This window comes from Serratia sp. GW822-FHT06D09 (genome assembly GCF_058799515.1).
On sequence record NZ_JBXALO010000002.1, the window covers coordinates 190,228 to 214,089 of the forward strand.

The 23,862-nt window shown below is 57.1% G+C and carries 25 protein-coding genes and 1 pseudogene; 16 read left to right on the forward strand and 10 right to left on the reverse strand.

Going from position 1 to position 23,862, the window contains the following annotated elements; genetic code table 11:
* Window positions 1-68: 68 nt before the first annotated feature.
* The gene (locus tag AC1RKG_RS04695; protein WP_048761448.1) at window positions 69-1,523 is read right to left on the reverse strand and encodes an aminotransferase-like domain-containing protein; all 1,455 of its coding nucleotides are present in this window, start codon (window positions 1,521-1,523) and stop codon (window positions 69-71) included.
* Window positions 1,524-1,701: 178 nt separating this feature from the next.
* Here AC1RKG_RS04695 and AC1RKG_RS04700 point away from each other — a divergent pair, with 178 nt between their 5' ends.
* The 3 genes from AC1RKG_RS04700 (at window position 1,702) to AC1RKG_RS04710 (ending at window position 3,880) form a co-directional block, all read left to right on the forward strand.
* Window positions 1,702-1,887, forward strand: a complete 186-nt coding sequence (locus AC1RKG_RS04700) for a DUF1127 domain-containing protein (RefSeq protein ID WP_046374161.1) — start codon at window positions 1,702-1,704, stop codon at window positions 1,885-1,887.
* Entirely contained in the window at window positions 1,888-2,511 is a 624-nt protein-coding gene (locus tag AC1RKG_RS04705) for a glutathione S-transferase family protein (protein ID WP_116690922.1), read from the forward strand. It begins immediately after the preceding gene.
* A 238-nt stretch (window positions 2,512-2,749) separates the two neighbouring features.
* The gene (locus tag AC1RKG_RS04710; protein WP_020825864.1) at window positions 2,750-3,880 is read left to right on the forward strand and encodes a Gfo/Idh/MocA family protein; all 1,131 of its coding nucleotides are present in this window, start codon (window positions 2,750-2,752) and stop codon (window positions 3,878-3,880) included.
* A 102-nt stretch (window positions 3,881-3,982) separates the two neighbouring features.
* On the opposite strand, the pseudogene AC1RKG_RS04715 reads toward AC1RKG_RS04710, so the two are convergent.
* The 3 genes and pseudogenes from AC1RKG_RS04715 to AC1RKG_RS04725 form a co-directional block, all read right to left on the reverse strand.
* Window positions 3,983-5,853 (reverse strand): annotated as a pseudogene (locus AC1RKG_RS04715) (amidohydrolase).
* A 21-nt stretch (window positions 5,854-5,874) separates the two neighbouring features.
* Entirely contained in the window at window positions 5,875-6,420 is a 546-nt protein-coding gene (locus AC1RKG_RS04720) for an antibiotic biosynthesis monooxygenase (RefSeq protein ID WP_115059469.1), read from the reverse strand.
* Window positions 6,421-6,466: 46 nt separating this feature from the next.
* Window positions 6,467-7,111, reverse strand: coding sequence for a hydrolase (locus AC1RKG_RS04725; RefSeq protein WP_020825867.1), 645 nt, complete (start codon window positions 7,109-7,111; stop codon window positions 6,467-6,469).
* Window positions 7,112-7,253: 142 nt separating this feature from the next.
* On the opposite strand from AC1RKG_RS04725, the gene AC1RKG_RS04730 reads away from it, so the two are divergent.
* The 8 genes from AC1RKG_RS04730 to AC1RKG_RS04765 all read left to right on the forward strand — a co-directional run bounded on the left by AC1RKG_RS04730 (window position 7,254) and on the right by AC1RKG_RS04765 (window position 14,501).
* Window positions 7,254-8,162, forward strand: a complete 909-nt coding sequence (locus AC1RKG_RS04730; protein ID WP_261103403.1) for a LysR family transcriptional regulator — start codon at window positions 7,254-7,256, stop codon at window positions 8,160-8,162.
* Window positions 8,163-8,197: 35 nt separating this feature from the next.
* Window positions 8,198-8,584, forward strand: a complete 387-nt coding sequence (locus AC1RKG_RS04735) for a cell envelope integrity TolA C-terminal domain-containing protein (RefSeq protein ID WP_493182226.1) — start codon at window positions 8,198-8,200, stop codon at window positions 8,582-8,584.
* A gap of 159 nt (window positions 8,585-8,743) precedes the next feature.
* A complete protein-coding gene (locus AC1RKG_RS04740; RefSeq protein WP_493182228.1) occupies window positions 8,744-9,811 on the forward strand; it encodes a fatty acid desaturase in 1,068 nt (355 codons plus the stop codon).
* A gap of 29 nt (window positions 9,812-9,840) precedes the next feature.
* On the forward strand, window positions 9,841-10,773 hold the full coding sequence (gene osmF, locus AC1RKG_RS04745; protein WP_020825872.1) for a glycine betaine ABC transporter substrate-binding protein OsmF: 933 nt from the start codon (window positions 9,841-9,843) through the stop codon (window positions 10,771-10,773).
* Window positions 10,774-10,852: 79 nt separating this feature from the next.
* Window positions 10,853-12,007 carry an ABC transporter permease gene (locus AC1RKG_RS04750; protein WP_493182560.1) on the forward strand — a complete coding sequence of 385 codons (1,155 nt, stop codon included), beginning with the start codon at window positions 10,853-10,855 and terminating at the stop codon, window positions 12,005-12,007.
* A complete protein-coding gene (locus tag AC1RKG_RS04755) occupies window positions 12,004-12,939 on the forward strand; it encodes an ABC transporter ATP-binding protein (RefSeq protein WP_493182230.1) in 936 nt (311 codons plus the stop codon). Before AC1RKG_RS04750 ends, AC1RKG_RS04755 begins: the two co-directional genes overlap by 4 nt.
* Window positions 12,936-13,712, forward strand: a complete 777-nt coding sequence (locus AC1RKG_RS04760; RefSeq protein ID WP_116690916.1) for an ABC transporter permease — start codon at window positions 12,936-12,938, stop codon at window positions 13,710-13,712. Before AC1RKG_RS04755 ends, AC1RKG_RS04760 begins: the two co-directional genes overlap by 4 nt.
* Before the next feature lie 9 nt (window positions 13,713-13,721).
* Complete coding sequence (locus tag AC1RKG_RS04765; RefSeq protein WP_261156805.1) at window positions 13,722-14,501, forward strand: phosphate/phosphite/phosphonate ABC transporter substrate-binding protein; 780 nt, start codon at window positions 13,722-13,724, stop codon at window positions 14,499-14,501.
* Window positions 14,502-14,708: 207 nt separating this feature from the next.
* On the opposite strand, the gene AC1RKG_RS04770 is transcribed toward AC1RKG_RS04765, so the two are convergent.
* From AC1RKG_RS04770 to AC1RKG_RS04780, 3 genes are all read right to left on the reverse strand, one after another.
* Window positions 14,709-14,885 carry a hypothetical protein gene (locus AC1RKG_RS04770; RefSeq protein ID WP_162838007.1) on the reverse strand — a complete coding sequence of 59 codons (177 nt, stop codon included), beginning with the start codon at window positions 14,883-14,885 and terminating at the stop codon, window positions 14,709-14,711.
* A gap of 193 nt (window positions 14,886-15,078) precedes the next feature.
* A complete protein-coding gene (gene yedA, locus AC1RKG_RS04775) occupies window positions 15,079-15,993 on the reverse strand; it encodes a drug/metabolite exporter YedA (RefSeq protein ID WP_400825217.1) in 915 nt (304 codons plus the stop codon).
* Between the two features lie 165 nt (window positions 15,994-16,158).
* Window positions 16,159-16,812: a helix-turn-helix transcriptional regulator gene (locus AC1RKG_RS04780; protein WP_046374146.1), complete on the reverse strand. Its 654-nt coding sequence runs from the start codon at window positions 16,810-16,812 to the stop codon at window positions 16,159-16,161.
* A 104-nt stretch (window positions 16,813-16,916) separates the two neighbouring features.
* Here AC1RKG_RS04780 and AC1RKG_RS04785 point away from each other — a divergent pair, with 104 nt between their 5' ends.
* The 3 genes from AC1RKG_RS04785 (at window position 16,917) to AC1RKG_RS04795 (ending at window position 19,632) form a co-directional block, all read left to right on the forward strand.
* Complete coding sequence (locus AC1RKG_RS04785) at window positions 16,917-18,413, forward strand: MFS transporter (RefSeq protein ID WP_493182232.1); 1,497 nt, start codon at window positions 16,917-16,919, stop codon at window positions 18,411-18,413.
* A 122-nt stretch (window positions 18,414-18,535) separates the two neighbouring features.
* Window positions 18,536-19,105 (forward strand): helix-turn-helix domain-containing protein, encoded by a 570-nt coding sequence (locus tag AC1RKG_RS04790; RefSeq protein WP_493182234.1) that lies wholly within the window; start codon window positions 18,536-18,538, stop codon window positions 19,103-19,105.
* 2 nt (window positions 19,106-19,107) lie between these two features.
* Entirely contained in the window at window positions 19,108-19,632 is a 525-nt protein-coding gene (locus AC1RKG_RS04795; RefSeq protein ID WP_130015983.1) for a GNAT family N-acetyltransferase, read from the forward strand.
* 98 nt (window positions 19,633-19,730) lie between these two features.
* On the opposite strand, the gene AC1RKG_RS04800 is transcribed toward AC1RKG_RS04795, so the two are convergent.
* The 3 genes from AC1RKG_RS04800 to ompC all read right to left on the reverse strand — a co-directional run bounded on the left by AC1RKG_RS04800 (window position 19,731) and on the right by ompC (window position 22,738).
* Window positions 19,731-20,549 carry a 5'-nucleotidase, lipoprotein e(P4) family gene (locus AC1RKG_RS04800; protein WP_369982326.1) on the reverse strand — a complete coding sequence of 273 codons (819 nt, stop codon included), beginning with the start codon at window positions 20,547-20,549 and terminating at the stop codon, window positions 19,731-19,733.
* Between the two features lie 33 nt (window positions 20,550-20,582).
* Window positions 20,583-21,431, reverse strand: a complete 849-nt coding sequence (locus tag AC1RKG_RS04805; RefSeq protein WP_020825884.1) for a GNAT family N-acetyltransferase — start codon at window positions 21,429-21,431, stop codon at window positions 20,583-20,585.
* A gap of 209 nt (window positions 21,432-21,640) precedes the next feature.
* A complete protein-coding gene (ompC, locus tag AC1RKG_RS04810) occupies window positions 21,641-22,738 on the reverse strand; it encodes a porin OmpC (RefSeq protein ID WP_046374141.1) in 1,098 nt (365 codons plus the stop codon).
* A 380-nt stretch (window positions 22,739-23,118) separates the two neighbouring features.
* On the opposite strand from ompC, the gene AC1RKG_RS04815 reads away from it, so the two are divergent.
* Window positions 23,119-23,436 carry a carboxymuconolactone decarboxylase family protein gene (locus tag AC1RKG_RS04815; protein WP_493182236.1) on the forward strand — a complete coding sequence of 106 codons (318 nt, stop codon included), beginning with the start codon at window positions 23,119-23,121 and terminating at the stop codon, window positions 23,434-23,436.
* 4 nt (window positions 23,437-23,440) lie between these two features.
* A complete protein-coding gene (locus tag AC1RKG_RS04820; protein WP_115059461.1) occupies window positions 23,441-23,827 on the forward strand; it encodes a tautomerase family protein in 387 nt (128 codons plus the stop codon).
* Window positions 23,828-23,862: the final 35 nt, after the last annotated feature.

Here is a 23,862-nt window from a genome sequence, read left to right on the forward strand (position 1 = left end):
CCTGCTTGTTGAAGAGGTTCTACTCTAGAAGGTTCGTCCACATGCGGATAATCCGATTGCGCCAGAGTTTAATCCGATCGCGCCAATGTGATGTCGCGCTCTGGGGCGTGCGCCAGCATCAGCATTTGAATGGTCTCGCCAACCCGTTGCACCGCTTGTTCAATCTCTGGCGTCAGCTTGGGCGCATAGTTGATACGCAGGCAGTTACGGTATTTACCGGAGGCGGAAAAAATGCTGCCGACGGCGATCTGCACACCCTGTTGTTCCAAATGGCGATTTAGCCGCAGGGTATCAAACGCTTCATCCAGCTCAATCCACAGCATAAAGCCGCCGCGCGGTTGGCTAACACGGGTACCGGGCGGGAAGTACTTCATAATCCATCCGGTCATCACGTCCCGGTTCTGCTGGTAGCGGGTACGCATACGCCGCAAATGTTGCAGATAGTGGCCGTGGCGGATGAATTCGGCAATCGCCAGCTGTGGCTGGGTCGCGGTAGAGCCGGTGCCGATATATTTCATGTGCAACACGCGCTCCAGATAACGCCCTGGGGCAATCCAACCGATGCGCAGGCCAGGGGCCAGCGTTTTGGAGAACGAGCTGCACAGCAATACCCGGCCATCTTCATCGAAGGATTTGATGGTGCGAGGCCTTGGGTATTGGTAGGCGATATCACCGTATACGTCGTCTTCGATGATCGTCACATCGTAGCGCTGCGCCAGCGTCAGCAAACGCTGTTTACGCTCCTCCGGCATAATGTAACCCAAGGGGTTATTGCAGTTGGGCGTCAACAGAATGGTTTTCACCGGCCACTGCTCCAGCGCCAGTTCCAGCGCCTCCAGGCTGATCCCGGTCAGCGGATCGGTAGGGATTTCCAACGCCTTCATGCCCAACCCTTTCAGCGTTTGCATGGTGCCGTGAAAGCAGGGGGAGTCTACCGCCACGATATCCCCCGGCTGGCAGACGGCGCGCAGGCCGGTGAACAACGCCTCGTGGCAGCCGGTGGTGATCACCAACTGGTCGGCACTAATCTGGCAACCGGAGTCCAGCAGCAGCCGGGCGATTTGTTCACGCAAGCCGATAACGCCTTGAATGCTGTCGTAGAGCAGGCTGCGCAGATCGCCGTGACGGCCCAGGGTGCCCAGCGCTTTGGTCAACGGTTTCAGCGTAGGTTCGCTGATATCCGGCATGCCACGGCCGAGCTGGATCACATCTTCGCGCGGTTTATTTCGGATCAGTTCCAGTACCTGCTCCCACTGCGAAATATCCACCGGTCGCTGCACCGGACGGGTGACGGCGGGAAGCTCGGCCAGAGTGCGGCGCCTTTGTACGAAATAGCCGGATTTGGGGCGCGCTTCCACCAGTTGGCTCTCTTCCAGCAGGCGATAGGCCTGTTGCACCGTGCTGATGCTGACGCCGTGTTCCAGGCTTAGCGCGCGCACCGACGGCAGACGATCGCCGGCCGGATAGAGCCCCTGTTCGATGCGTTGGCTAAGGAGCGCGGCCAGGGTGGCGTAGCGTGTCATACAGATACCCAAAGTGAGAGTGGTTGAGGAAAAAACCGGTACAGATGAGATTAAATTAGACCATTCAGATAGGCAGAGACAGCTTTTGTATGGAAAAAATATCAACGCCCTGAATCTGTATTGTTTTTCGCGCGATCAGCATCATAGGTTTCGTGATCAAACCGAAAGAGGATCTGTGATGAGCATTTCTGTTGAGGGCGAACCGGTACAGCACCGGGCGAGATTTCCACTTTGGCAGTTGTACCTGCAGCGTTATCGCACCCGTAGATCTTTGTTGCAGTTGGACGATGCCCAACTGGCGGACATTGGTCTGTCGCGCGCGCAGGCAATGCAAGAAGGGCGCAAGCCTTTTTGGAGAACATAAATGTTGAAATTGTTGGGTAAGGCCTCGTCGATCAATGTGCGCAAAGTATTGTGGACCAGCCATGAACTGGCGTTGCCGCTGACCAGAGAAGACTGGGGCAGTGGTTTTCGATCCACCCAAACACCGGAGTTTTTGGCCCTCAACCCCAATGGCCTGGTGCCGGTATTGATTGACGGCGATCGGGTGCTGTGGGAATCCAACACGATTTGTCGTTACCTGGCGGGCCGGGAAGGGCGTCAGGATCTGTTGCCGACAGAACCGGGCGCACGGGCAGCGGTAGAAATGTGGATGGACTGGCAGGCCACCGATCTCAACAACGCCTGGCGCTATGTTTTCATGTCGCGAGTTCGCCAGGATGCCGCCTACCAGGATCCGGAGCGACTGGCAGCGGCGGAGCGGGAGTGGAACAGGTTAATGGGCATGCTCGAACAGCATTTGGCGCAGGGGAATGCTTATATTGCTGGCACGACCTTTAGCCTGGCGGATGTGGTCATTGGGCTGTCGCTCAATCGTTGGCTGATGACGCCTTTCTCGCGCCCGGATTACCCAGGGTTACAAGGGTATTTGCAACGGCTGCAACAGCGGCCGGGTTTCTTGCTGTATGGTGCCAACGGGTTGCCATGATATGAAATAAAATATTCATTTTGGCCTGACATCTTTGGCCAGAAGACGCAGCGTACCCTCGAGGCTGCCTCGTTACATTCCCGTCTGCAAGGTTTCATGAACGGCATCACGGATATGAGTTTTATTTTTCTCTTTGCTTGTTATTGAAATTTATATTTCATATAACCGTATCACAGACGGCGCGTTTCATTGAGTGGCGCGCTGACCAGATTACGGATACAGGCAACGGGAGAGGGTGATGAAACAGGTACGCGTTGGTTTAATTGGCACCGGCTACATTGGGCGCTGCCACGCTATTGCTTATGCGCAGGCTGCCACGGTATTTCCACTGAAGGGGGAACTGGTGTTGGAAATGCTGGCGGAAGTGACGCCGGAGCTGGCGCAGCAGCGCGCTGCGGAATTTGGTTTCTCTCGTTCGACCGCCGACTGGCGCCAGCTGGTGGCCGATCCGGCTATTGATGTGGTGGATATCTGCGCGCCGAATTTCCTGCATAAGGAGATGGCGCTGGAAGCGATTCGCCACGGCAAACACGTTTATTCTGAAAAACCGCTGGCGTTGGACGCCAAAGACGCCGCTGAAATGGTGCAGGCCGCTCGCGCCAAGGGGGTTAAAACGCTGGTGGGTTTCAACTATATGAAGAACCCGACCAGCCAGCTGGCGCGCGAAATTATCGCCAATGGCGAGATTGGCGAAGTGGTGCATTTTTACGGCACCCACAATGAAGATTATCTCGCCGATCCGCGTACGCCTATCGATTGGCACTGCCGCAAGGCCACGGCCGGGTTAGGCGCGCTGGGCGATTTGGCGGCGCATATTGTCAACATGGCGCATTACCTGGTGGGTGACATTGTGGCGGTCTCCGGCGATATGCAGACCATTATCAAACAGCGCCCGGATGCGAAAGACCCTACGCTGATGCATCAGGTTGAAAATGAGGATCAGGCCAGCGCGCTGGTGCGTTTTGCCGGTGGCGCCATGGGTACCATCGAGACTTCACGCATTGCCTGCGGGCGCAAGATGGGGCTGACCTACGTGGTCACCGGAACCAAGGGCACGTTAAGTTACACCCAGGAGCGAATGGCGGAGCTGAAGCTGTATCGTCACGATGAGCCGGCGGAGCGCCAGGGGTTTAAAACGCTGCTGGTAGGCCCTAAGCATCCGGATTACGCCGCCTTCTGTATTAGCGCAGGGCACGGCATTGGTTTTAACGATCAGAAAACGGTGGAGATCCGCGATCTGGTTAACGGCATTGCCGCCGGTGATCGCATGTGGCCTGACTTTGAAGAGGGCTGGAAAGTATCTTGCGTGCTGGATGCGATAGCCGCCTCCGCCGAACAACGGCGCTGGCTGGAAATTAATCGCGATTAACCCAGGGCTATGACGCTCACAACTTGAGAGCGTCATAGCTTAACTGGCTAATGAGTTAATAAGCTATTAGCTTGATAACTTGCTGCGGTGATAGCCTGCCAATCAAAAAGCGAAGCAGGAACAACCGAATGCGCCCCAAAAGGCATTGTCGTCTGAAACAGGAATGCTGGAACGGCGGGCGACGTCATGCTGATGCGCGTGCACGCCGCAAGGGCCGCAACACTGGTGCGCCTGGCTCAGCACCCCGACGCGGGCCGCGGCTGAAGGAGGGGCAGAGCGATAATGCCCCGGCACCTGGGTCACCGGCGACCAGTCAGGCAGTACCGGAATTGCCGGCGGCGCCAGCGGTGAAAAACTGCCGGCGGCGTATACCACCTTGCCGTCCACCACCGTCATCACCGATTCAATCCCCTTGATCTGCTCCTCGGGTATGCTGAAATAATCCTGCGACAGCACGGCCAGATCGGCTAACTGTCCGACCTTAATCTGTCCTTTTTTACCCTGTTCGGTTGAGAACCAGGCGCTGCCCTGGGTCCACAACATCAGGGCCGTTTCGCGATCCAATCGCGCACTGTCGTCGTACATCGCCATACCGCCAACGGTACGGCCGGACACCAGCCAATACAGCGCCGTCCACGGGTTATAACTGGCCACGCGGGTGGCGTCGGTGCCTAACCCGACCGGCAACTCGGCCGCCAGCATTTTTGCGACCGGCGGCGTCTGTTTGGCGGCTTCTTTGCCGTAGCGTTCGGCAAAGTATTCCCCCTGAAATGCCATGCGATGCTGTACGGCAATGCCGCCGCCCAGCGCTTTCACCCGCTCGATGTTACGTTCGGAGATGGTTTCCGCGTGGTCGAAGATCCAGTGCAGGCCGTTGAACGGAATATCGCGGTTCACCTTTTCGAACACGTTCAGCATGCGGCTGATGGATTCGTCATAGGTGGCATGCAGGCGGAACGGCCAGCGGTGCTCGACCAGATGGCGCACTACGCGCTCGAGCTCATCTTCCGTACCTTCCGGCAGATCCGGACGCGGCTGGAGGAAATCCTCGAAGTCGGCGGCGGAGAACACCAACATTTCACCGGCACCGTTATGACGGTAAAAATCGGTGCCCTGACCGGGTTTCAGCATGTCGGTCCACAGCTGGAAATCTTCCAGCTCCTGCTTCGGTCGCTGAGTGAACAGGTTATAGGCAATACGCAAAGTGAGTTGCTGCTTATCGTGCAGTTCGGAAATCACCTGATAGTCATCGGGGTAGTTCTGGAAGCCGCCGCCGGCGTCGATGGCGCTGGTCAGGCCCAGGCGATTGAGCTCGCGCATAAACTGACGGGTGGAATTGACCTGTTGTTCAAGAGGCAGCTTGGGCCCTTTGGCCAGCGTGGCATACAGGATCATGGCATTAGGCTTGGCAATCAGCATGCCGGTTGGGTTGCCGTTGCCATCGCGCTGGATCTCGCCCCCCGGCGGATTTGGCGTGTCCTTGGTGTAGCCCACCACTTTCAGCGCGGCTCGGTTGAGTAAAGCGCGATCGTACAGGTGCAGAATAAACACCGGGGTGTCCGGCGCCGCCTGATTGATTTCGTCCAGCGTTGGCATGCGGCGTTCCGCGAACTGGAATTCGGTCCAGCCGCCGACCACCGTACCCATTGTGGGCTGGGGGTACGCAGTGCCTGCTCTTTCAGCATGCGCAGCGCATCGGCCAACGACGGCACGCCTTCCCAACGCAGCTCAAGATTGTAGTTCAGGCCGCCGCGGATCAGGTGCAGGTGCGAGTCATTGAGGCCGGGGACGGCGGTGTGGCCGTGCAGATCAATCACCTGAGTTTCAGGTCCTGCATGCTGCATAACGTCGTTTTCACTGCCGACGGCGAGGAATTTGCCGTCGCGGATAGCAACCGCCTGGGCGGTAGGCGCCTCGCGATCGACGGTGTGAAATTTACCGTTGGTGATAATCAGGGAAGCAGAGTTACTCATAACGTTCTCCCGGCAGGCCGCCTAACGGCGGGTGAGCCATTGATGAAATATGCGTGTGACTATCGGCATCCAGAGGAAGACCACCAGGGCGACGACGGTGGCGTCATTAAGCAGGTGGCCGACCAGCGTGCCGTTCAACTGCGGCAACAGGTTTCCCCAAAACCAGGGCACCAGATTGGTGGACGGAAAAATCACCAGCAGGGTGATCAAAAATTGTTTCCACTTGGCGGGCTGGCGGGTATTGGCGCTCGGCGGCGTGAACCAGAATTCTGCGCCGGGCCGAATTTCAATGCTGTCGCTCTCCAGCAGCAGCGGCGAAACTTCCTCGATGTAGCGTTTGCGCAGCGGTGAATTCACCCACTGGGACAGGTTGTCGAGGTTGTCAAAACGGACCAGTACGGTGTAGGCCTGCTCATGACCGGTGGGGCGGATCACGTTAACGCCCAGATGTCCGGCAAAGTTGGCGGCTTCGGGCATAATGCGCTTCAGCCAGGCCTCGTAGGCCGGTTCCTGCCCCGGCGCCAAACGGTGAGTGATAACTAGCGTGACATGCTGCGGGTGGGCCATAGCACCGACTCCAGAAAAAACCCGGCGACGCGGCCGGGATTAAGGTTTATTTCGCCACCCGCGCCGGGGCGTGATGCACCATGGTGTAAGCGTAGTCAACGCCCATGCCGTAAGCACCGCTATGTTCGCGCACCAGTTCCATAACCGCGTCGTAAGTCTCTTTGCGCGCCCAGTCGCGTTGATACTCCAATAGCACCTGCTGCCAGGTTACCGGGATGGCACCGGCCTGCACCATACGATCGATGGAACGCTCATGCGCATCCACCGAGGTACCGCCGGAAGTGTCGGTGACCACGTAAACTTCATAGCCTGCCTCGAGCGCCATCAGCGCCGGGAAAGTCAGACAGACTTCGGTCCACAGCGCGGAAATCACCAGCTTTTTGCGACCGGTGGCTTCAACGGCCTTTACGAAGGCTGCATCTTCCCAGGAGTTCATCGAAGTGCGTTCAATCGGGGTGATTTCAGGGTGAACCGCCAACAGTTCTGGCCAGATATAGCCGCTGAAACTTTCGGTTTCAACCGAGGTGAAAAGGGTGGGAACATTAAAAATCTTGCCGGCTTTCGCCAGACCGACCACGTTGTTTTTCAGCTGCTGGCGATCAATATTGGCCACGCCAAAAGACATTTGCGGCTGGTGGTCAATGAAAATCAGTGCAGAATTATCTTTATCAAGTAATTGAAACTTAGACATTATTTACCTTCCCAGAAAGACTTAGGTTTAACAACGGGTGAATGTAACGTCGATAAACCGCATGGTAGGCAGGGGCTGATTTCAAAGATAGCGCAGAATTTTTGCCGTCTTGTTGAGTTTTTTTATACACGGAGAGGAAGCGATGAGGTTAAACCTGGAGGCGTTATTGATTCTGGATGCGCTCGATCGGCACGGGTCATTTGCGGCGGCCGCCGCCGTGCTGTTTAAAACACCTTCGGCGTTGAGCTATATGGTGCAAAAACTGGAGAGCGATCTCGACATCACCTTGCTCGATCGCTCAGGCCACCGCGCCAAATTCACCGATACCGGCAAGTTGATGTTGGAAAAGGGCCGGGTGCTATTGCGCGCCGCGCAGGATTTGGAGCAGCAGGCTCGCTATGTGGAAAACGGCTGGGAAAGCGAGATCACTCTCGGTATCGATGCCTCGTTTCCTTTTGAGCGCCTGTTGCCGCTGATGGAAGAGTTTTATCAGCAGAATCACCATACCCGGCTGCGCGTTAGTCACGAGGTGTTGGCGGGATCCTGGGAGTCGCTGGTTTATGGTTGTGCGGATATTATTATTGGCGCGATTTGTGAACCCCCGTCGCGGGTAGGCTATGCTTTTAGTCAGTTGGGTCGGTTGGACTACGTATTTGCCGTCGCACCGCAACACCCGCTGGCGACAATGGCGGAGCCTTTGCCGAAGGCAGAGATCCGTCAGCACCGTGCGGTGGTGGTGCGTGATACCTCAAGGGTGAACGCACCGCAGAACCTGAATATTCTCGAGGAGCAGGACACCTTGACGGTGTTCGGTTTCGACGCCAAGTTGCGGGTGCAGCTCAGTGGTCTCGGCTGTGGTTATTTGCCGCGTTATCGGGCTGAACCTTACCTGAAAAGTGGCGAGTTGGTCGCGAAAAACGTCGAATCTGAGCGCTGCAGCGACGTCGCCTATTTTGGCTGGCGTGAGAATAACGCCGGTTTGGCGTCCAAATGGTGGCGTGAGCGCTTGCAGCAGTGTGCCGATGCCGGGAGCCTGTACCCGGCATCTTGATGCCCCGCCATTGTGCGGAAAGACAAGGATGCAGAATGATGAAAACAGGGATGTGGCTTTTGGTAGCGTTGTTACCGTTGCTGGCCGGTTGTAATACGGACCACCGTTCCGAGGCTGCCGGGCTGGAGAAACCGTTGGCTGCTGCGGCATTGGTGCAGCCGCCGTCGGGCAACTACCCGGAAAGAATGCGGCGTGCCATCACGCAAGAAATGCCGACGCTCGGCAAATACAAATCCCAAACCTGTTCGATCAGCATTCATCTGTTACCGGACGGCTCCCTGAAGGACTTCAAGGTACTGGCAGGCGATGCTGAGTTTTGCGCTGTAGCAAGTCAGGCAGTACAGCGCGCCAAACTGCCCAAAATGACCAGTCAGACCGAATACGCCTTATTCAACAGCTCGGTGCTGGATTTTGTTCCCTGATGCCGATGGCTTACCGCATCGGATGATCTCGCGATTGTGTGGGGCATCAAAAGTACGGCATAAATAGCTGATTTTTAACTTTGCTTTACCGCTTTCGTTATTTTGAGCGCCTGCGCTGCTCGCAGATACTGAGGAAAATGACCCACAGCGAGCCGCCGCATGTCCTCAACCAAAAGCCACAGCCACTATTTGCATTCTGCACAACGCCTTTGGATCCAACAGCTTAACCAGCGCTGGTATTGGCGATGCGAGTTGCCGACCTGGGGCATCATGGCGGCGGTGTACGGCGGCTGGTTTGGCGTGGTGCACTACTGGCAGTCGCTGGGACCCTGGCTTGGCACGCCGTTGCTGATTTTGTTGGCCACCTGGTATATGTCGTTGCAGCATGAGCTGATCCACGGCCATCCGACGCGGTGGCCCCGCGTCAATCAACTCTTTGGCCTGTTGCCGCTGGCGGTGTGGTATCCCTATGGGCTGTATCGCGATTCGCATATTCAGCATCACCGCAATGAACATCTGACCGACCCGCATGAAGATCCCGAAAGTTATTATTTCAGTCAGACACAGTGGCAGCGTTATCCCAGATTGTTTCCGCTGTTGGCCAAGGTGCGCAATACGCTTAGCGGGCGGATTGTGTTCGGTCCGGCGCTGGATATCGTCGCGACGGGGGTTAATGCGCTGAAAGCGATTGCCGCCGGTGAACTGCGCACGTTGGTGATGTGGTTGGTGCATCTGCTGCTGCTGGCGGCAGTGCTGGTTTGGCTGAAGCAACATGGCATTGGCACGGCGTTTTACCTGTTGGCGATCGGCTATCCAGCGCTGGCGCTGACCAAGGTAAGATCGTTTTTTGAGCACCGCGCCGTTGAAGCTCCGCAGGCACGTTCTATTATTAATGAGGCGGCCTGGCCGTGGCGGCTGCTGTTTCTCAATCTGAACTATCATTTAGTTCACCATGATCTCCCCGGCTTGCCGTGGTACGGTTTAAGGCAGGTCTATCTGGCGGAGCGCGGTGCTTACCAGCAGCGCAGCCAGGGATTTGTGGTGCAGGGCTATGGCCAATGGGTCAGCGAATACGCTTTTACCCCGGTCGCCGTTGAGGTTCATCCGTTTAACGCCGGCGAGCCGCTAAAGGAAGTTCAGGGCGAAACCGAAGCCTGGCCGGCGGAGACTTTTATCGTGCGATGGAAACGCGCGTCTCAGGATTTTCCAATCGATCTGGCCAAATAGCCGGAAAATACACAACAAGAGGAAAAAGTATGGCAATCACCCCATTACGTGGTCGCGTTTTCGCTTTGGCACTGGGTTTACTTGCCGCGAGTATCGGCGTGGCTCAGGCGGCCGATACGGTGCGCGTGGGCTCAAAAATCGATACCGAAGGCTCGCTGCTGGGTAACATCATCGTGCAGGTGCTGGAGTCCAACGGCATCAAAACCACCAACAAATTACAGCTCGGTACCACCAAGGTGCTGCGCGGGGCGATCACCTCCGGCGAGATTGACATTTACCCGGAATACACCGGCAACGGCGCATTTTTCTTCTCCGATGAAAAAGATCCGGCGTGGAAGAACGCCCAGGCCGGTTTTGAGAAGGTCAAAAAACTCGATTACGACAAGAACAAAATTGTCTGGCTGGATGCTTCGCCGGCCAACAATACCTGGACTATTGCCATCCGTCAGGACGTGGCGGACGCCAACCACCTGAAGACGCTGGCCGATCTGGGCAAATGGATCAACGGCGGCGGCAAGTTCAAACTGGCGGCCTCGGCGGAATTTATCGAACGTCCGGACGCACTGCCGGCATTCCAGAATGCCTATGGCTTTAAGCTGAATCAGGATCAACTGCTGTCGCTGGCTGGAGGGGACACGGCGGTGACCATTAAAGCGGCGGCGGAGCAAACCTCCGGCGTGAACGCGGCCATGGCTTACGGCACCGATGGCCCGGTGGCGGCCCTGGGTCTGCAAACGCTGGAAGACCCAAAAGGGGTGCAGCCGATTTACGCACCGGCACCGATCATTCGTGAAGCCGCGCTGAAACAGCACGCCAATATCGCCGAGTTGCTGAAGCCGGTCTTTGCAACGCTGGACGGCCCGACGCTGCAAAAACTTAATGCGCAGATCGCGGTGGAAGGTCAGGATGCCAAACAGGTTGCGGCCGCTTATCTGAAAGAAAAAGGATTGGTTAAGGGATAGCGCTGATATTCCCTCTCTCCCCATGGGAGAGAGGGAGAGCAGGGCCCATTGACTATGGAGCCGGAGAGTTTCTTTGATTATTGCCGTAAAAAACCGCGTATTACTGACGCTGCTTGTTCTGTTGCTGCTGGCCGCATTTGGCCTGCCGTTCCTCAGCTATGCCCCCAATCGCCTGCTGTCGGGCAAGAGCATTTCCCTGATTTCCCTGCTGCACGGCCCGGCGCTGTGGCTATTGGCCCCGCTGTTGGTGCTGGCAGTGCTCAGCCTGTTGCCACCGCTCAGGCGCAATGCATTGCTGACCGCGATGGCGGCTGCAGCGCTGCTGGCGCTCACCTTCTGGCTGAGCGGGCATGCCGCGCAGCAGTTGGCGCAGGAAGGTTCCAAACTGGCGCGTACCTCCTGGGGCAGCGGCTGCTGGCTGATGCTGGCGCTGAGCCTGCTGATGGCTGCCGATGCCATCACCCGCATCACGACTTCGCATTTGTGGCGCATGCTCGGTAACCTGCTGGTGATATTGCCTGCGCTGGCGCTGCTGTTCGGCCACCAGTTGGATCAGCTTTCGCTGCTGAAAGAATATTACAACCGGCAAGATGTGTTTGATGCCGCGTTGTTGCAGCACCTGACTATTCTGCTGGCGACGATGGTCCCGGCGCTGCTGATCGGCGTGCCGCTCGGGGTGTTGTGTTTTCGTTCATCCCGTTTGCAAACTCCGATCTTCTCCACGCTGAACATTATCCAGACCGTGCCGTCGATTGCCCTGTTCGGCCTGCTGATCGCTCCGTTGGCTGGATTGGCGAAGGCGGTGCCCTGGCTGGCGGAACACGGCGTCAGCGGCATTGGCATGGCGCCGGCGATAGTCGCCCTGGTGTTGTACGCCCTGTTACCGCTGGTGCGCAGCGTGGTGGCCGGGTTACAGAGCGTGCCCGCCAGCGTGATCGAATCTGCCAGCGGTATGGGGCTGACGCGCGGCCAGATTTTCTTTCGCGTACAGCTGCCGTTGGCTTTGCCGCTGTTTCTGACCGGCGTGCGCATTCTGGCGGTGCAGACCGTCGGCATGGCGGTGGTGGCCGCGTTGATCGGTGCCGGAGGTTTCGGCGCCATCGTTTTCCAGGGGTTGCTGAGCAGCGCGCTGGATCTGGTGCTGCTGGGCGTGATCCCGGTGATCGTGATGGCGGTAATCGTCGATTCGCTGTTTAAATTTATGGTTTCAATTTTGGAAGTGTCACGCCGATGATTAAGTTTAATCAGGTCAGCAAGATTTTTCAGGGTAAGCCGGCGGTGGACGATCTGACGCTGCAGATTGCCAAAGGCGAATTTGCCGTACTGATCGGTACCTCAGGCTCCGGTAAATCCACCACATTAAAAATGATCAACCGGCTGATCGAACACGATCAGGGCAAAATTTACTTTGCCGATGAAGAGATCCAAAAATTCAAACCGCAGGATCTGCGGCGCCGCATGGGCTATGCCATTCAGTCGATCGGCCTGTTTCCGCATTGGACGGTAGAGGAGAACATCGCCACCGTGCCGCAATTGCTGAAATGGCCGCGGGCACGGATCCGCGATCGGGTGACCGAACTGCTGGAGCTGTTGCACCTGGAGCCGGAACTGTTCCGACACCGTTATCCGCATCAGCTTTCCGGCGGGCAACAGCAGCGGGTGGGAGTGGCGCGCGCGTTGGCTGCCGATCCGGAAGTGTTGTTGATGGACGAACCCTTTGGCGCTCTCGATCCGGTAACGCGCACCGCGCTGCAGACGGAGATTGCGCGTATTCATCATCTCTCCGGGCGCACCATCGTACTGGTGACGCATGACATTGACGAGGCGCTGGCATTGGCCGATCGCATCGTGTTGCTCGATCAGGGCCGTGTGGTGCAACAAGGCACGCCGCTGGAGCTGCTGACTGCACCGGCCAACGATTTTGTGCGCGATTTCTTTGGCCGAAGCGATCGCGGCATCAAACTGCTTTCTTTAGGCACGGTGGCGGAACGGGTGCGGCCCGGGCATGCGGACGGTGAGCCTATTTCCTCCACCATGAACCTGCGTGAAGCGCTGTCGGTATTTGTGGCGCGCGGCAGTGAATGCTTGCCGGTGGTGGGGGAGCAAGGAGAGGCACTCGGCGTGCTGCATTTCAACGATCTGATTGCCCAAAAGGCGCTGTCATGAGTGCGCCTAAAGCCCTGCGTTGGCTGCGCGATCCGCTGCCCTGGACCTTTGCCCTGCTGCTGGCGCTGGTGTTTGGCATGAATCATCTGCATGGCCTGTTTGCTGCCTGGTTTCCCGATCTGGAAAGGCCGGTGTATCAGCAGGACAGTTTTATCTCGCTGGTGTGGGCACATCTGTTGCTGGTCGCGGTCTCCAGTCTGATCGCCGTGGTGATTGGCGTAGCGGCCGGGATCGGCGTGACGCGCCCTGCCGGTAAGGCGTTTCGTTCGCTGGTGGAAACCGTGGTAGCGGTCGGCCAGACTTTTCCGCCCGTGGCGGTGCTGGCGGTAGCGGTACCTGTGATGGGCTTTAGCGAACAGCCGGCGATTATCGCACTGGTGCTGTACGGTTTGCTGCCGATCTTGCAGGGCACGCTGACGGGTATTGAATCGGTACCCAGCGCGACCCGCGAGGTTGCGCAAGGGGTTGGTATGAGCGCCAGGCAAATTCTGTGGCGCGTCGAACTGCCGCTGGCGGCGCCGGTGATTGTTGCCGGTATTCGGACCTCGGTGATCATCAATATCGGCACGGCGGCAATCGCTTCCACCGTCGGCACCAAAACGCTTGGTTCGCCGATAATCATTGGCCTGAGCGGTTTTAATACCGCCTACGTGATCCAGGGCGCGGTAGTGGTGGCGCTGCTGGCGATCATTACCGATATGCTGTTTGAGCGCTGGGTGCGCTATCTCACCGCCTGGCGTCAGCAGACGCAGGCGGCTTCTTCTGCGGGGTAAGGGAATAGGATGCAAGTATCTTTGCCGATGTATGGCGTGACTCATCAACCGGCCGAATCTTTCTGGCGAGTGCTGCGCGATAAATTACTGCAGTTGGGATTGCCGCTGGCTCCTGAACAGCTCGTCTGGCCGCACGACCTGGCTCAGCACTGGCTACAGGACGATTTATTGCTCAGCCAAACCTGCGGTTATCCGCTGGTCAGCAGCCTGCAGCAGGTGCAGCTGATCGGGACTTATCACTACCGCGTCGAGGGTTGCGAGGGCGCGAATTACAGCAGTTGGTTGGTGGTGCGCGACGACGACTCAGGCGAGCAGCTAGCGGATTTTCGCGGCCGGATCGCCGCATACAACAGTACCGACTCTCAGTCAGGGCATAACAGCTTGCGTGCGCTGATCGCACCCTTGGCACAGAACGGCAGCTTCTTCAGTGCTGCCATCGCCTCCGGGGCGCACTATCAGTCGCTCAAGCTGATCCAAAACCGGCAGGCAGACATTGCTGCCGTCGACTGCGTCAGCCTGGAACTGTTGAAACGGGCACGGCCCCAGGCGTTGGCCGGGCTGAAAATTATTGGACGAACGGCCAGCGTGCCGGGGCTACCCTTGATTACCTCGTCGCAGACCCCGCCGGAACAGCTGGAAATACTGCGTGCCGGGGCGAAGGCGATGCTGGGCGAAGCGGTAAGCGACAATCTGCTGATCGGCGATTTCAGCCTGGTGCCGCGTTCGGCATACCAAATAATCACCGAGCTGGAGCAGCAGGCCGCCGCCCGCGGGGTGACAGCGCTGTAAGCTTATGACTGGCCCGTGTTCAGGCGGCGCTAAATAATGATGCCTGCGGCAGCGCGCAGAAAATCGCACCAACGGTTGGCGAAGGAAGAGAAGGGGAGTTGCTGCTGAAATGGAGAAATGAGGCGGTTACCGCGCCCTTTGCAGATACCGGCGCGCGTCGGGCGACTGCAGCGTTTTTTTACAACAACGCTGCCAGCGCGGGACGCATCACTTGGCCTGAATGCTCTCTGCCGGAGTGGCAGTGGCGGCGGCTTCGTGTGACGTGGCGGTCTCTTCTAGCGGCGTGGTGGAACGGGTGTACATATTCAGCCCGGCCAGGAATACGCCGCCGAGTGAACCAAAGGCACACAGAAAGATAACGATAATGAACGATTTTTTCAGCATGGGGATGATTTCGCAGGTTGCCAGGAACAACGGGAATTATAGACGCTTCGTAATATGAAACAAGAATCGTTTTAATACCCGTCGTCTTTCAAGCTGCAGCGTTTAAACCTGTTTCCGGTGGATTTGTCACTCCAGCCGCTGTAGGGGGCGAATACATTCGCCCCGATTAATTCGGCCGCAGCGTGCAGCGCCTCTACCTTTCCCTGCTTATGCGACTGACCGGGCGAGCAAACAGGAATTTGCCCAGCGTCACCAGCACCACCGCCGCTACGATAATCACCAGCGCCGCCCATTCACGCGCTGCCAGCGATTCGCCGGCAAAACCGATGCCGAGCAGCACGGCCACCACCGGATTGACATAGGCATAACTGGTGGCTACCGCCGGACGCACGTTTTTCAGCAAAAACATATAGGCGCTAATGGCCAACATGGAACCGAAGATAATCAGGTATCCCAGCGCAAAGAAACCTTTGGCGCTGGGCATCTGCGTCAGGCGTTCACCGCTGAGCTGACTGACAACCAGCAGAACCACTCCGGCAACCAGCATCTCCGCCGCGCCCGCCATCGGTCCGGCCGGTAGCGAAATACGTGACCCCAGCACCGAGCCAAAGGCCCAACTGGCGGAAGCCAGCAGGATCAGTAACGCACCGGTAGGGTTGCCCACCAGGTTATTGCCGGTATTGAGCAATACGATCCCCACCAGGCCCAATGCGATACCTGCCCACTCCAGCTTGGTATTGCGCATGCCCCAAAACAGGCTGAAGAACAGGGTGAACAGCGGTACCGTCGCGACCATCACGGCGGCAATACCGGAAGGTACGTGCTGGTGTTCTGCCACGGTCACCAGACCGTTACCCACCGCCAGTAGCAAGATACCGATAGTGCCAGCGGCCAGCCACTGCCTGAGGGTTGGTAATGCATGGCCGCGCAACGCTAAAAAGCTGAACAGCACTATACCGGCGACCAAAAAGCGGATCCCGGCCATCATCAGCGGTGGCCAGCTCTCCACGCCCAGACGAATAACGAAGTAGGTAGAACCCCAGACAATATATAACGTGAACAGCGCCCCGATTAACGGCAGGACGTTACGGCTACTTTGACTCAGCATGGATATTTATTCTGCAGGGAGGTTATTATTAGAGGACTCAGTAAACCCGATCGCACGGAAGATTAGCAACGCTTTTCACTATTTTTTAACGGCAAGGTCGGCTGGCGAACCGATGAGAATCGAGAGAGAACGCCAGCCTGCAGATAACCTTGAGCCGAGTGCCGATTACAGCAGCGAAATACGGTAGGCGCAGCGGCGTGCACCGGCCAGAATATGTTCGGAACGTTCAACCTGCGCCTGCAACACCTCGGTGAAAATACTCAGCTCAGCACGGCAGAACCCCTGACAAACGGTAGCGGCGGCGCAAATAGGGCAGTGGTTCTCTACCAACAGAAAGGAGCCGTCTTCCTGAGTACGGCATTCGGCCATATAGCCTTCGCGGCAACGAATGGCCGTCAGACGCTGAACCCGTTCCTGCAAGTCGGTAGCGCCAATCATCGCCTGCTTGTAATTAATCCGCGTTTCTTGCTCGCGGGTGTCGATCAATAACTCAATCGCCTGCTCGCCCAGCTTGTCGCGTACGGTACGCAGCAACTGTACCGTCAATTCTGAATGGGTATCCGGAAAGCGCGCATTGCCGGCGGCGGTCAGGTGCCAGAGCTGCACCGGTCGGCCGACACCGCGGGTTTCCGCCACGGCTTCAACCAGCCCGTCTTTGGCCAGTTTGACAAACTGCTGGCGCGCAGCCTCACCTGTGGTGCCAAGAACCTTTCCTGCATCAGACGCTTGTTGTGGGCCGCGGGTTTTTAATAGTGTCAGCAAACGGTCACTGACCGATTGTGCGGGACTACCGCCATTTTCCAAGTTTATTCTTGACATATTTCTCCGCCTCGCCCTACCATTATTCCAAGTTAACTCTTGTTAAATTTAACGCAATATCACTATTAACTCAATGCCCTTCCTCTGAAAACAGGACGACAACCGTGATAACCAACGATGATAGCCGCTGGGCCGACTTATTCTCCGGCAAAAATGGCGCCAGTGCGATCGCGCTCTCACTCGGCGTAGCGCTGCATGCGATCAATATTCTGGTCGCCACCACCATTCTGCCCTCGGTGGTGCAGGATATTGGTGGCCTGAATCTGTATGCCTGGAACACCACGCTGTTTGTGGTGGCGTCGATTCTCGGATCGGCGTTATCTGCACGTCTGCTCAGTGGTTACGGTGCACGCAGTGCCTATCTGGTGGCGTCGCTGTTCTTTATTGCCGGGGCAATGCTGTGTGCATTGGCGCCGTCGATGCCGGTGATGCTGATAGGTCGCACCGTGCAGGGGTTCGGCGGCGGGCTGATTTTCGCGCTTTCGTACGCCATGATCAACCTGGTGTTCGAGCAAAAACTTTGGCCGCGGGCAATGGCGCTGATTTCGGCGATGTGGGGTATTGCTACGCTGGTGGGACCGGCGGTGGGCGGCATTTTCGCCGAACTGAACGCCTGGCGCTGGGCCTTTGGTATCCTGTTGCCAATCATGGTGTTGTACGCCGGGTTCACCTTCCTGATCCTGCCGAAAGGCAAACCGCAACAGCAGGCAGCGCCGCTGCCGGTAGCCCAGCTGTTGCTGCTGGCGGTGGCGGTGCTGGTGGTATCCGCCGGCAGCCTGGCCGACAGCGCCTGGGTCAATTTTGGCGGTATTGCATTGGCCGTGCTGATGATGGTTTGGCTGATTCGCCGTGAAGCGCACTCCCGCGCCCGTCTACTGCCTCAAGGCGCTTTACGCCGCGGTTCCCCTCTGGCTTCGCTGTATATCACCGTCTCCCTGCTGGTTGTGGGCATGACCAGCGAAATCTTCGTGCCTTATTTCCTGCAAACGCTGCACGGGCAGTCACCGCTGATTTCCGGCTATATCGCAGCCACCATGGCGGCGGGCTGGACGCTGTCGGAGATCCTCAGTTCGGGCTGGCGCAGTGCGGGTATGCGCCGGGCCATTATCAGCGGGCCGCTGTTTGTGTTTGTCGGGCTATTGGCCCTGGGCGTATTGATGCCAACGCCTTCCGGTGGTCATTGGTCGGCACTGACGCCGATTGTCATCGCTCTGACAGTGGTGGGGTTTGGTATCGGTTTTGGCTGGCCACATCTGCTGACGCGTATTCTGCAAGTCTCGCCAGAGGCGGATAAGGATATTGCCGGCGCGTCGATCACTACGGTGCAACTGTTTGCCACCGCGTTCGGTGCCGCGTTGGCGGGAATGGTCGCCAACCTGGCCGGACTGAACGTGCCGGGTGGGGCACCGGGTGCCGCCTCCGCCGCGCGCTGGCTGTTCCTGCTGTTTGCCTTGGCGCCGCTGCTGGCGGTCTTTAGCGCCTGGCGCTGTGCGGCGATTACTCCACCTGTTGTGGCAACCAGCGATGCCGAAATTGCGCTGGCATCGCCGGGGTTGTCGCTCTCTGCCACCCCTGTGCGCGAATGCGTTCGTCCTGAATAAGACGGGTGCCGCCTGCTGGTTTTTATAACTTCGCAGGGTTTACTTTAAAATCTGATTGACGAATCCCGTATTTGAGATTATTTCTCTCATATGGGATTTTTCATATCAGGGCTATAGAGATCATGGATAACGGAGTGGACAGCGCCGACCTTCGCTTGGCGCAACGGCTGTCTGATTTACGCCAGCAGCAGGGCTGGTCGCTGGAAGCGTTGGCGCAGCAAACCGGCATCAGCCGGGCAACGCTATCGCGGGTTGAGCGTGCGGAAACCAGCCCGACTGCCTCGTTGTTGAACAAACTGTGCGCGGCGTATGGGCTGACCATGTCACGGCTGCTCAGCGAGGTTGAGGACGAACCGCCAGAGTTGCTGCATCGCGAACAGCAGACGGTGTGGGTTGATCGCGCCAGCGGTTTTCATCGTCGTTCGGTATCGCCGCCCGCCGCCCTCTATAAGGCGGAATTTATCGAGGGCAGGCTGGAGGCCGGCGCGGTGATCGCTTATGACGCCCCTTCGATACACGCGCTTGAACACCATTTATGGCTGCTGGAAGGCCGGCTTGAATTGACGCTGGAGGCGCGAACTTTTCAGCTCGAACCGGGCGATTGCCTGCGTTACCGCTTGTTCGGCGCTTCAAAATTTCATGCACCCGGCCCCGAGCCGGCCCATTACACCCTCGTTATCTGCAGGCCATAATCATGATTGAGATACAGCAATTGAACGTCAGTGCGGTACAGAGTGCGATCCCTGAACTGGCGGCGATGCTGCATGCCAGCGTCTCGCAGGGGGCGAGCATCGGTTTTGTCATGCCGTTTAGCGTTGAGCAGGCGCAGGCGTTCTGGCACCGTCTGTTGCCGGCTATTGAACGGAAGGAAAGGCTGCTGCTGGTGGCCCGAGATCGAGATGCCGGAAGGGTGGTCGGTACGGTGCAACTGCTGCTGGATATGCCTGATAACGGCCGCCACCGGGCGGAGGTGGTGAAGCTGATGGTGCACCCGGATGCTCGCCGTCAGGGCATTGCCCGCAGCCTGATGTTGCAGGTGCAACAGCTGGCGGTTGAGCATCAACGGCATTTACTGGTGCTAGATACCCTGACCGGCGACACGGCGGAAGGCCTGTACCGTCGGCTGGGCTTTCAACTGGCGGGCAGCATTCCGCAATACGCACGCGCCAGCAATGGCGGTGCGCTGGATGCCACCAGTTATATGTATAAATTGCTCTGACTACCCCGTCGTTTTTCAAGCGTTATCGCCTAAGGGGGCGAACGTATCGCCCCCTTAATCAGAACGCAGCCAGCGCCGTCCCTGCAAGGCTCAGGAAGTTATTGTCCGTTCCAGGCCTTGATTGCCTGTTGGCGAATCTGCAGCTTTTGCTCTGGCGTCAGCTTGTTATAGTCCTTCGCCATGCCGCTTTCCCAATCGCCGTACAGCGGATTGGGCAACACGATAAACTCGGTGCCGAATTTGCTTTGGTTGTCGGCGACGAACGCCCGCCGCTGCGCGTTATCTTTGTGGTAGGTCGCGGCGCCGAAGTCGTTCAGGTTGTCACCGGCGTAAACCACGATGTCGTAACCGGCGTTCTTGATTGCGTCGAAACGCGCCTGCTTGTTGGAGGTATCACCGCTTAACAGCACGGTTTTTTCCGACATGCCGGTGAAGCCCAATTTTTGCATATTGGCCAGCGTGGCGGCGTATTCAGACTGTTTGCGGTTGGAGACGTAAAACATGGTGCCCTGATGACTGTTGACGTAGCGGGCAAACTGCACGGCACCTGGCACCGCGCCGGCCTGTTGCGCCTGTGACCACTTCGCCCAGGTGGCAGCGGCGAAAGGTTGGCCCTGCTGCGCCTGCCAGCCGGAATAAGGGCTGTTATCCAGCATAGTTTCGTCCAAATCGACCACCACGGCCTTCTTCTTGCCCGGCGCGGCCTTGGCCTGATCAAAGGCCAGCCTGGCGCTGTTGAAGGCCTGGTGCGTCAGCGCCTGATATTCGCCGGATTGCTGGAACCAGTTCAGCGCCAGCACGGATTGCTCAGCCAACTGCTGTTGTGCCTGCCGATCGGTTTTTGCTGGCTGCACGCAGCCGGTCAGGGTCACCAGCGCAATGCCGATCGCCGCGCCGAGGGCCATTTTCTGTCTCATTATTCCTGCCATAAATAAATCACTCTCTGATTGTTATTGTGGTGTGTTCAAGGTCATCGTCATTTCAAACTGGCGCAACGCGTCCTGCTGCCAGCCGAGTCGGTCGAAGAAGGGGGCGGCCACTTCAGGAACGTAAACGTTGGCTACCAGCGGTAACGGCGCAAACTTCGCCTGTAATGCAGCCAGCATGGTACGGGCATGGCCCTGACTGCGGTGCTGCGGCGGCACGTAGATCATGCGCAAAAAGCACTTGTCGGCGCCCAACTGCACCACCGCATAGGCCTGGTGGCCAAGGCTGAAAGCATGGGGTTTGCCGGGTAGCTTGAACAACGTCTCCGGCGCGATCAGCCAGGGCAGGTCGGTGGCACCCTCGGCAATCAGGCGGTGAGAGACGAACAGCGGGTCGATCTCTTGCAACTGCGCAACTTCGGCAAGTACCGGCGTAGCGGCCAGATGCCCGGTCAGCGTGCGGACGATTTGCAACCCGGCCCGATGGTAGAGCGCCAACGCAGCCTCGTTCCCTTCAATCACTTCCAATGACAGTTGACGATCGCCGCGCTGATGCGCGTCGGCGACAATGCGTTTCATCAAGGCTTTTCCCAAGCCTTTGCCGCGCATTTCCGGACGGATGGAGAGTGCCGATATCCGGCTGTGCAGGCCACGGCGGCTGATCAGCGCCAGCGCTACCGGTTGTTGCTGGTGGGTAACGATAATACTGTCGTTCAGGCTGAGGTCTTCGGCACCAAAACGGCGGGCGAAGGTATCACCGTCAATCACGAAACGTACAATATAGTTTTCAAAACAATGACAAAGGATCTGCGCCAGCTCGTCGCTGCTGTAGCGCAGGGCGCTTTGGTACTCGAAGCTTTCATCGGTGTGCATGAGCTTTCCCTGTCTAAGGCGGAAGCTATACATCTAGACCCGATTGTTTTATAAGGCAAGTTTCCGCGTGCGGTTACGGGATATGCAGCGGTAAATGAGGCAGGAACAGGTGGTAAAAGCACAAATGAAAAAACCGGGCGTTGCCGCCCGGCGAAGTAACTCTGGGTATAAAGTGAAGCTAAGGTTTGCAGTGGTGGTTATTCATCACATCAGAACTGGTAGGTCAGGGCGACGGCAATCACGTTGTCGTCTTTCAGACCCAGCTTGTTATCGCTGTCGAGTTGGTTGATTTTATAATCGACATAGGTCGACATGTTCTTGTTGAAATAGTAGTAGGCGCCAACGTCGATATATTTCACCAGGTCGGCGTCGCCGATGCCTTCAATATCTTTGCCTTTCTGCTGAACATAACCCAGCGATGGACGAAGACCGAAGTCGAACTGATATTGCGCAACCAATTCCAGACCTTCCGCCTTATTGGCAAAGCCGCTTACGGAAGTGGAATTATTATTGATAGTGGCGGTGCCGGAGATTGGCGCGATATTACGGCTTTGCGAATAGGTTGCTGCCAGGTAAACATCGTTGTTGTCGTATTTCAGGCCGCCGGCCCAAATATCAGCTTTGTCGCCCTTACCGAAGGTACCCGCTTTTTGCCCGGCAGTACGGTTGGAAGAGGCATAGGCGGCACCCACGCTCAGGCCGTCGATGATTTCATAGCTGGAAGACAGACCCCAACCGTCGCCGTTCGCCTTGCTGTTGGAACGGCCGTCGTTTTCGTTCTTGCCCTGGTACTGTACCGCGAACTTCAGACCTTCAACCAGGCCGAAGAAGTCATTGTTACGGTAGGTTGCCACGCCGTTGGTACGACCATTCATAAAGTTGTCGGTTTTGACGTAGGCGTCATCACCGAACTCGGGCAGCATATCCGTCCAGGCGCCGACGTCATAGATAATGCCGTAGTTGCGGCCGTAGTCGAATGAACCGATATCTTTATATTTCAGACCGGCGAAGCCCAAACGGGTTTTGGTATCTTTTGTGCCGTCAGATTCAGAGTGGTTGGCTGCTATTTGATATTCCCACTGGCCATAGCCAGTCAGCATATCGTTAATTTGAGTAGCGCCTTTAAAACCGATACGCACATAGGTTTTATCGCCATCATTACCGGCATCGTCAGAGAAATAGTGCAGTGCTTTTACGCGGCCGTAAAAATCAAGTTTGTTGCCGTCTTTATTGTAGATTTCTGCTGCCTGTGCTGTCTGCGCAATTAAAAGTGCCGGAATAATAACGGCCAGAAGATTACGTTTCATGATTTACCCTGCTTTATTCGATTGAAAGACGCTTATCATCAGTAGTACTGCTGTTTCACTGTGCCGCCTGTTTTTTTGCAGCGAGGATTTTTTACCGTAGTTATGTGATCTATTTATGACAAAATATTCATTTCCATGTCGAACGATTAAAAATCTCGCGGAAAGCGTCTGTTTCTTCTACGGGCATCCAGAATTCCCCGTGATGCCCATCAGGTCGCTGCCAAAAATCATGCGTGAGATTTATACGTTGACGACTTCATTCAGCGCATCAGGAGGGCTTATTGTCCTGTTTATGTGAATGATTGATGCTGAAAATCCCGATTTTCACCCATGCAGGTTGAGGGTAGCGTAAAGCTTCCCTTAAGCAGCAGGAGTGCAAGATGCAACCTTCCCAACAGGCTGGCCAGCAGGCGTTTGGCGACATTGCCCCCAAGTTGGCGCAGCTCAGCGACAGCGTATTATTCGACGATGTATGGCAGCGACCGGGGCTCACGCCGCGCGAGCGCAGTCTGATCACCGTGGCGGCGCTGGTGGCGCTCAACCGCGTGGAGCAGATGCCATTTCATCTGCAACTGGCCGAACGCAATGGCGTGGGCGTTGAACAGCTCGCCGAGGCGATCACCCATCTGGCGTTTTATGCCGGTTGGCCAGCGGCGGCCTCTGCCGTGGCACGCCTGCGCGAATTGAAACAGGAGTAGTCCCATGCCATTCAGCCGTATCGCTTTGCATCAGGGCAAGTCAGCGCAATACCTGAAAACCTTATCTGACAGCCTGCACCAGGCGCTGGTCGAGACTTTTAGCGTGCCGCCGGCCGACAAGTTTCAGGCCATTGATCAATACCGCCCCGGCGAGCTGATTTACGATCCCCATTATCTCGGCGGCCCACGTTCGGCGGATTATGTGCTGTTTTACATCACCATTGGCCGTCCGCGCGATACCGCCACCAAACAGCATTTTTATCAGCGGTTGGCGGCGTTGCTGGAAGAAAACCTGCAGTTGAGCCCGCAGGATGTGATGGTAGTGATTACCACCACCCAACAGGACGAGTGGTCGTTCAGTGCGGGTCGCGCTTCAATGATCGAAGGCTAGGCTGACGCAGCCGACGGTCTGTGGGACAATAGCGC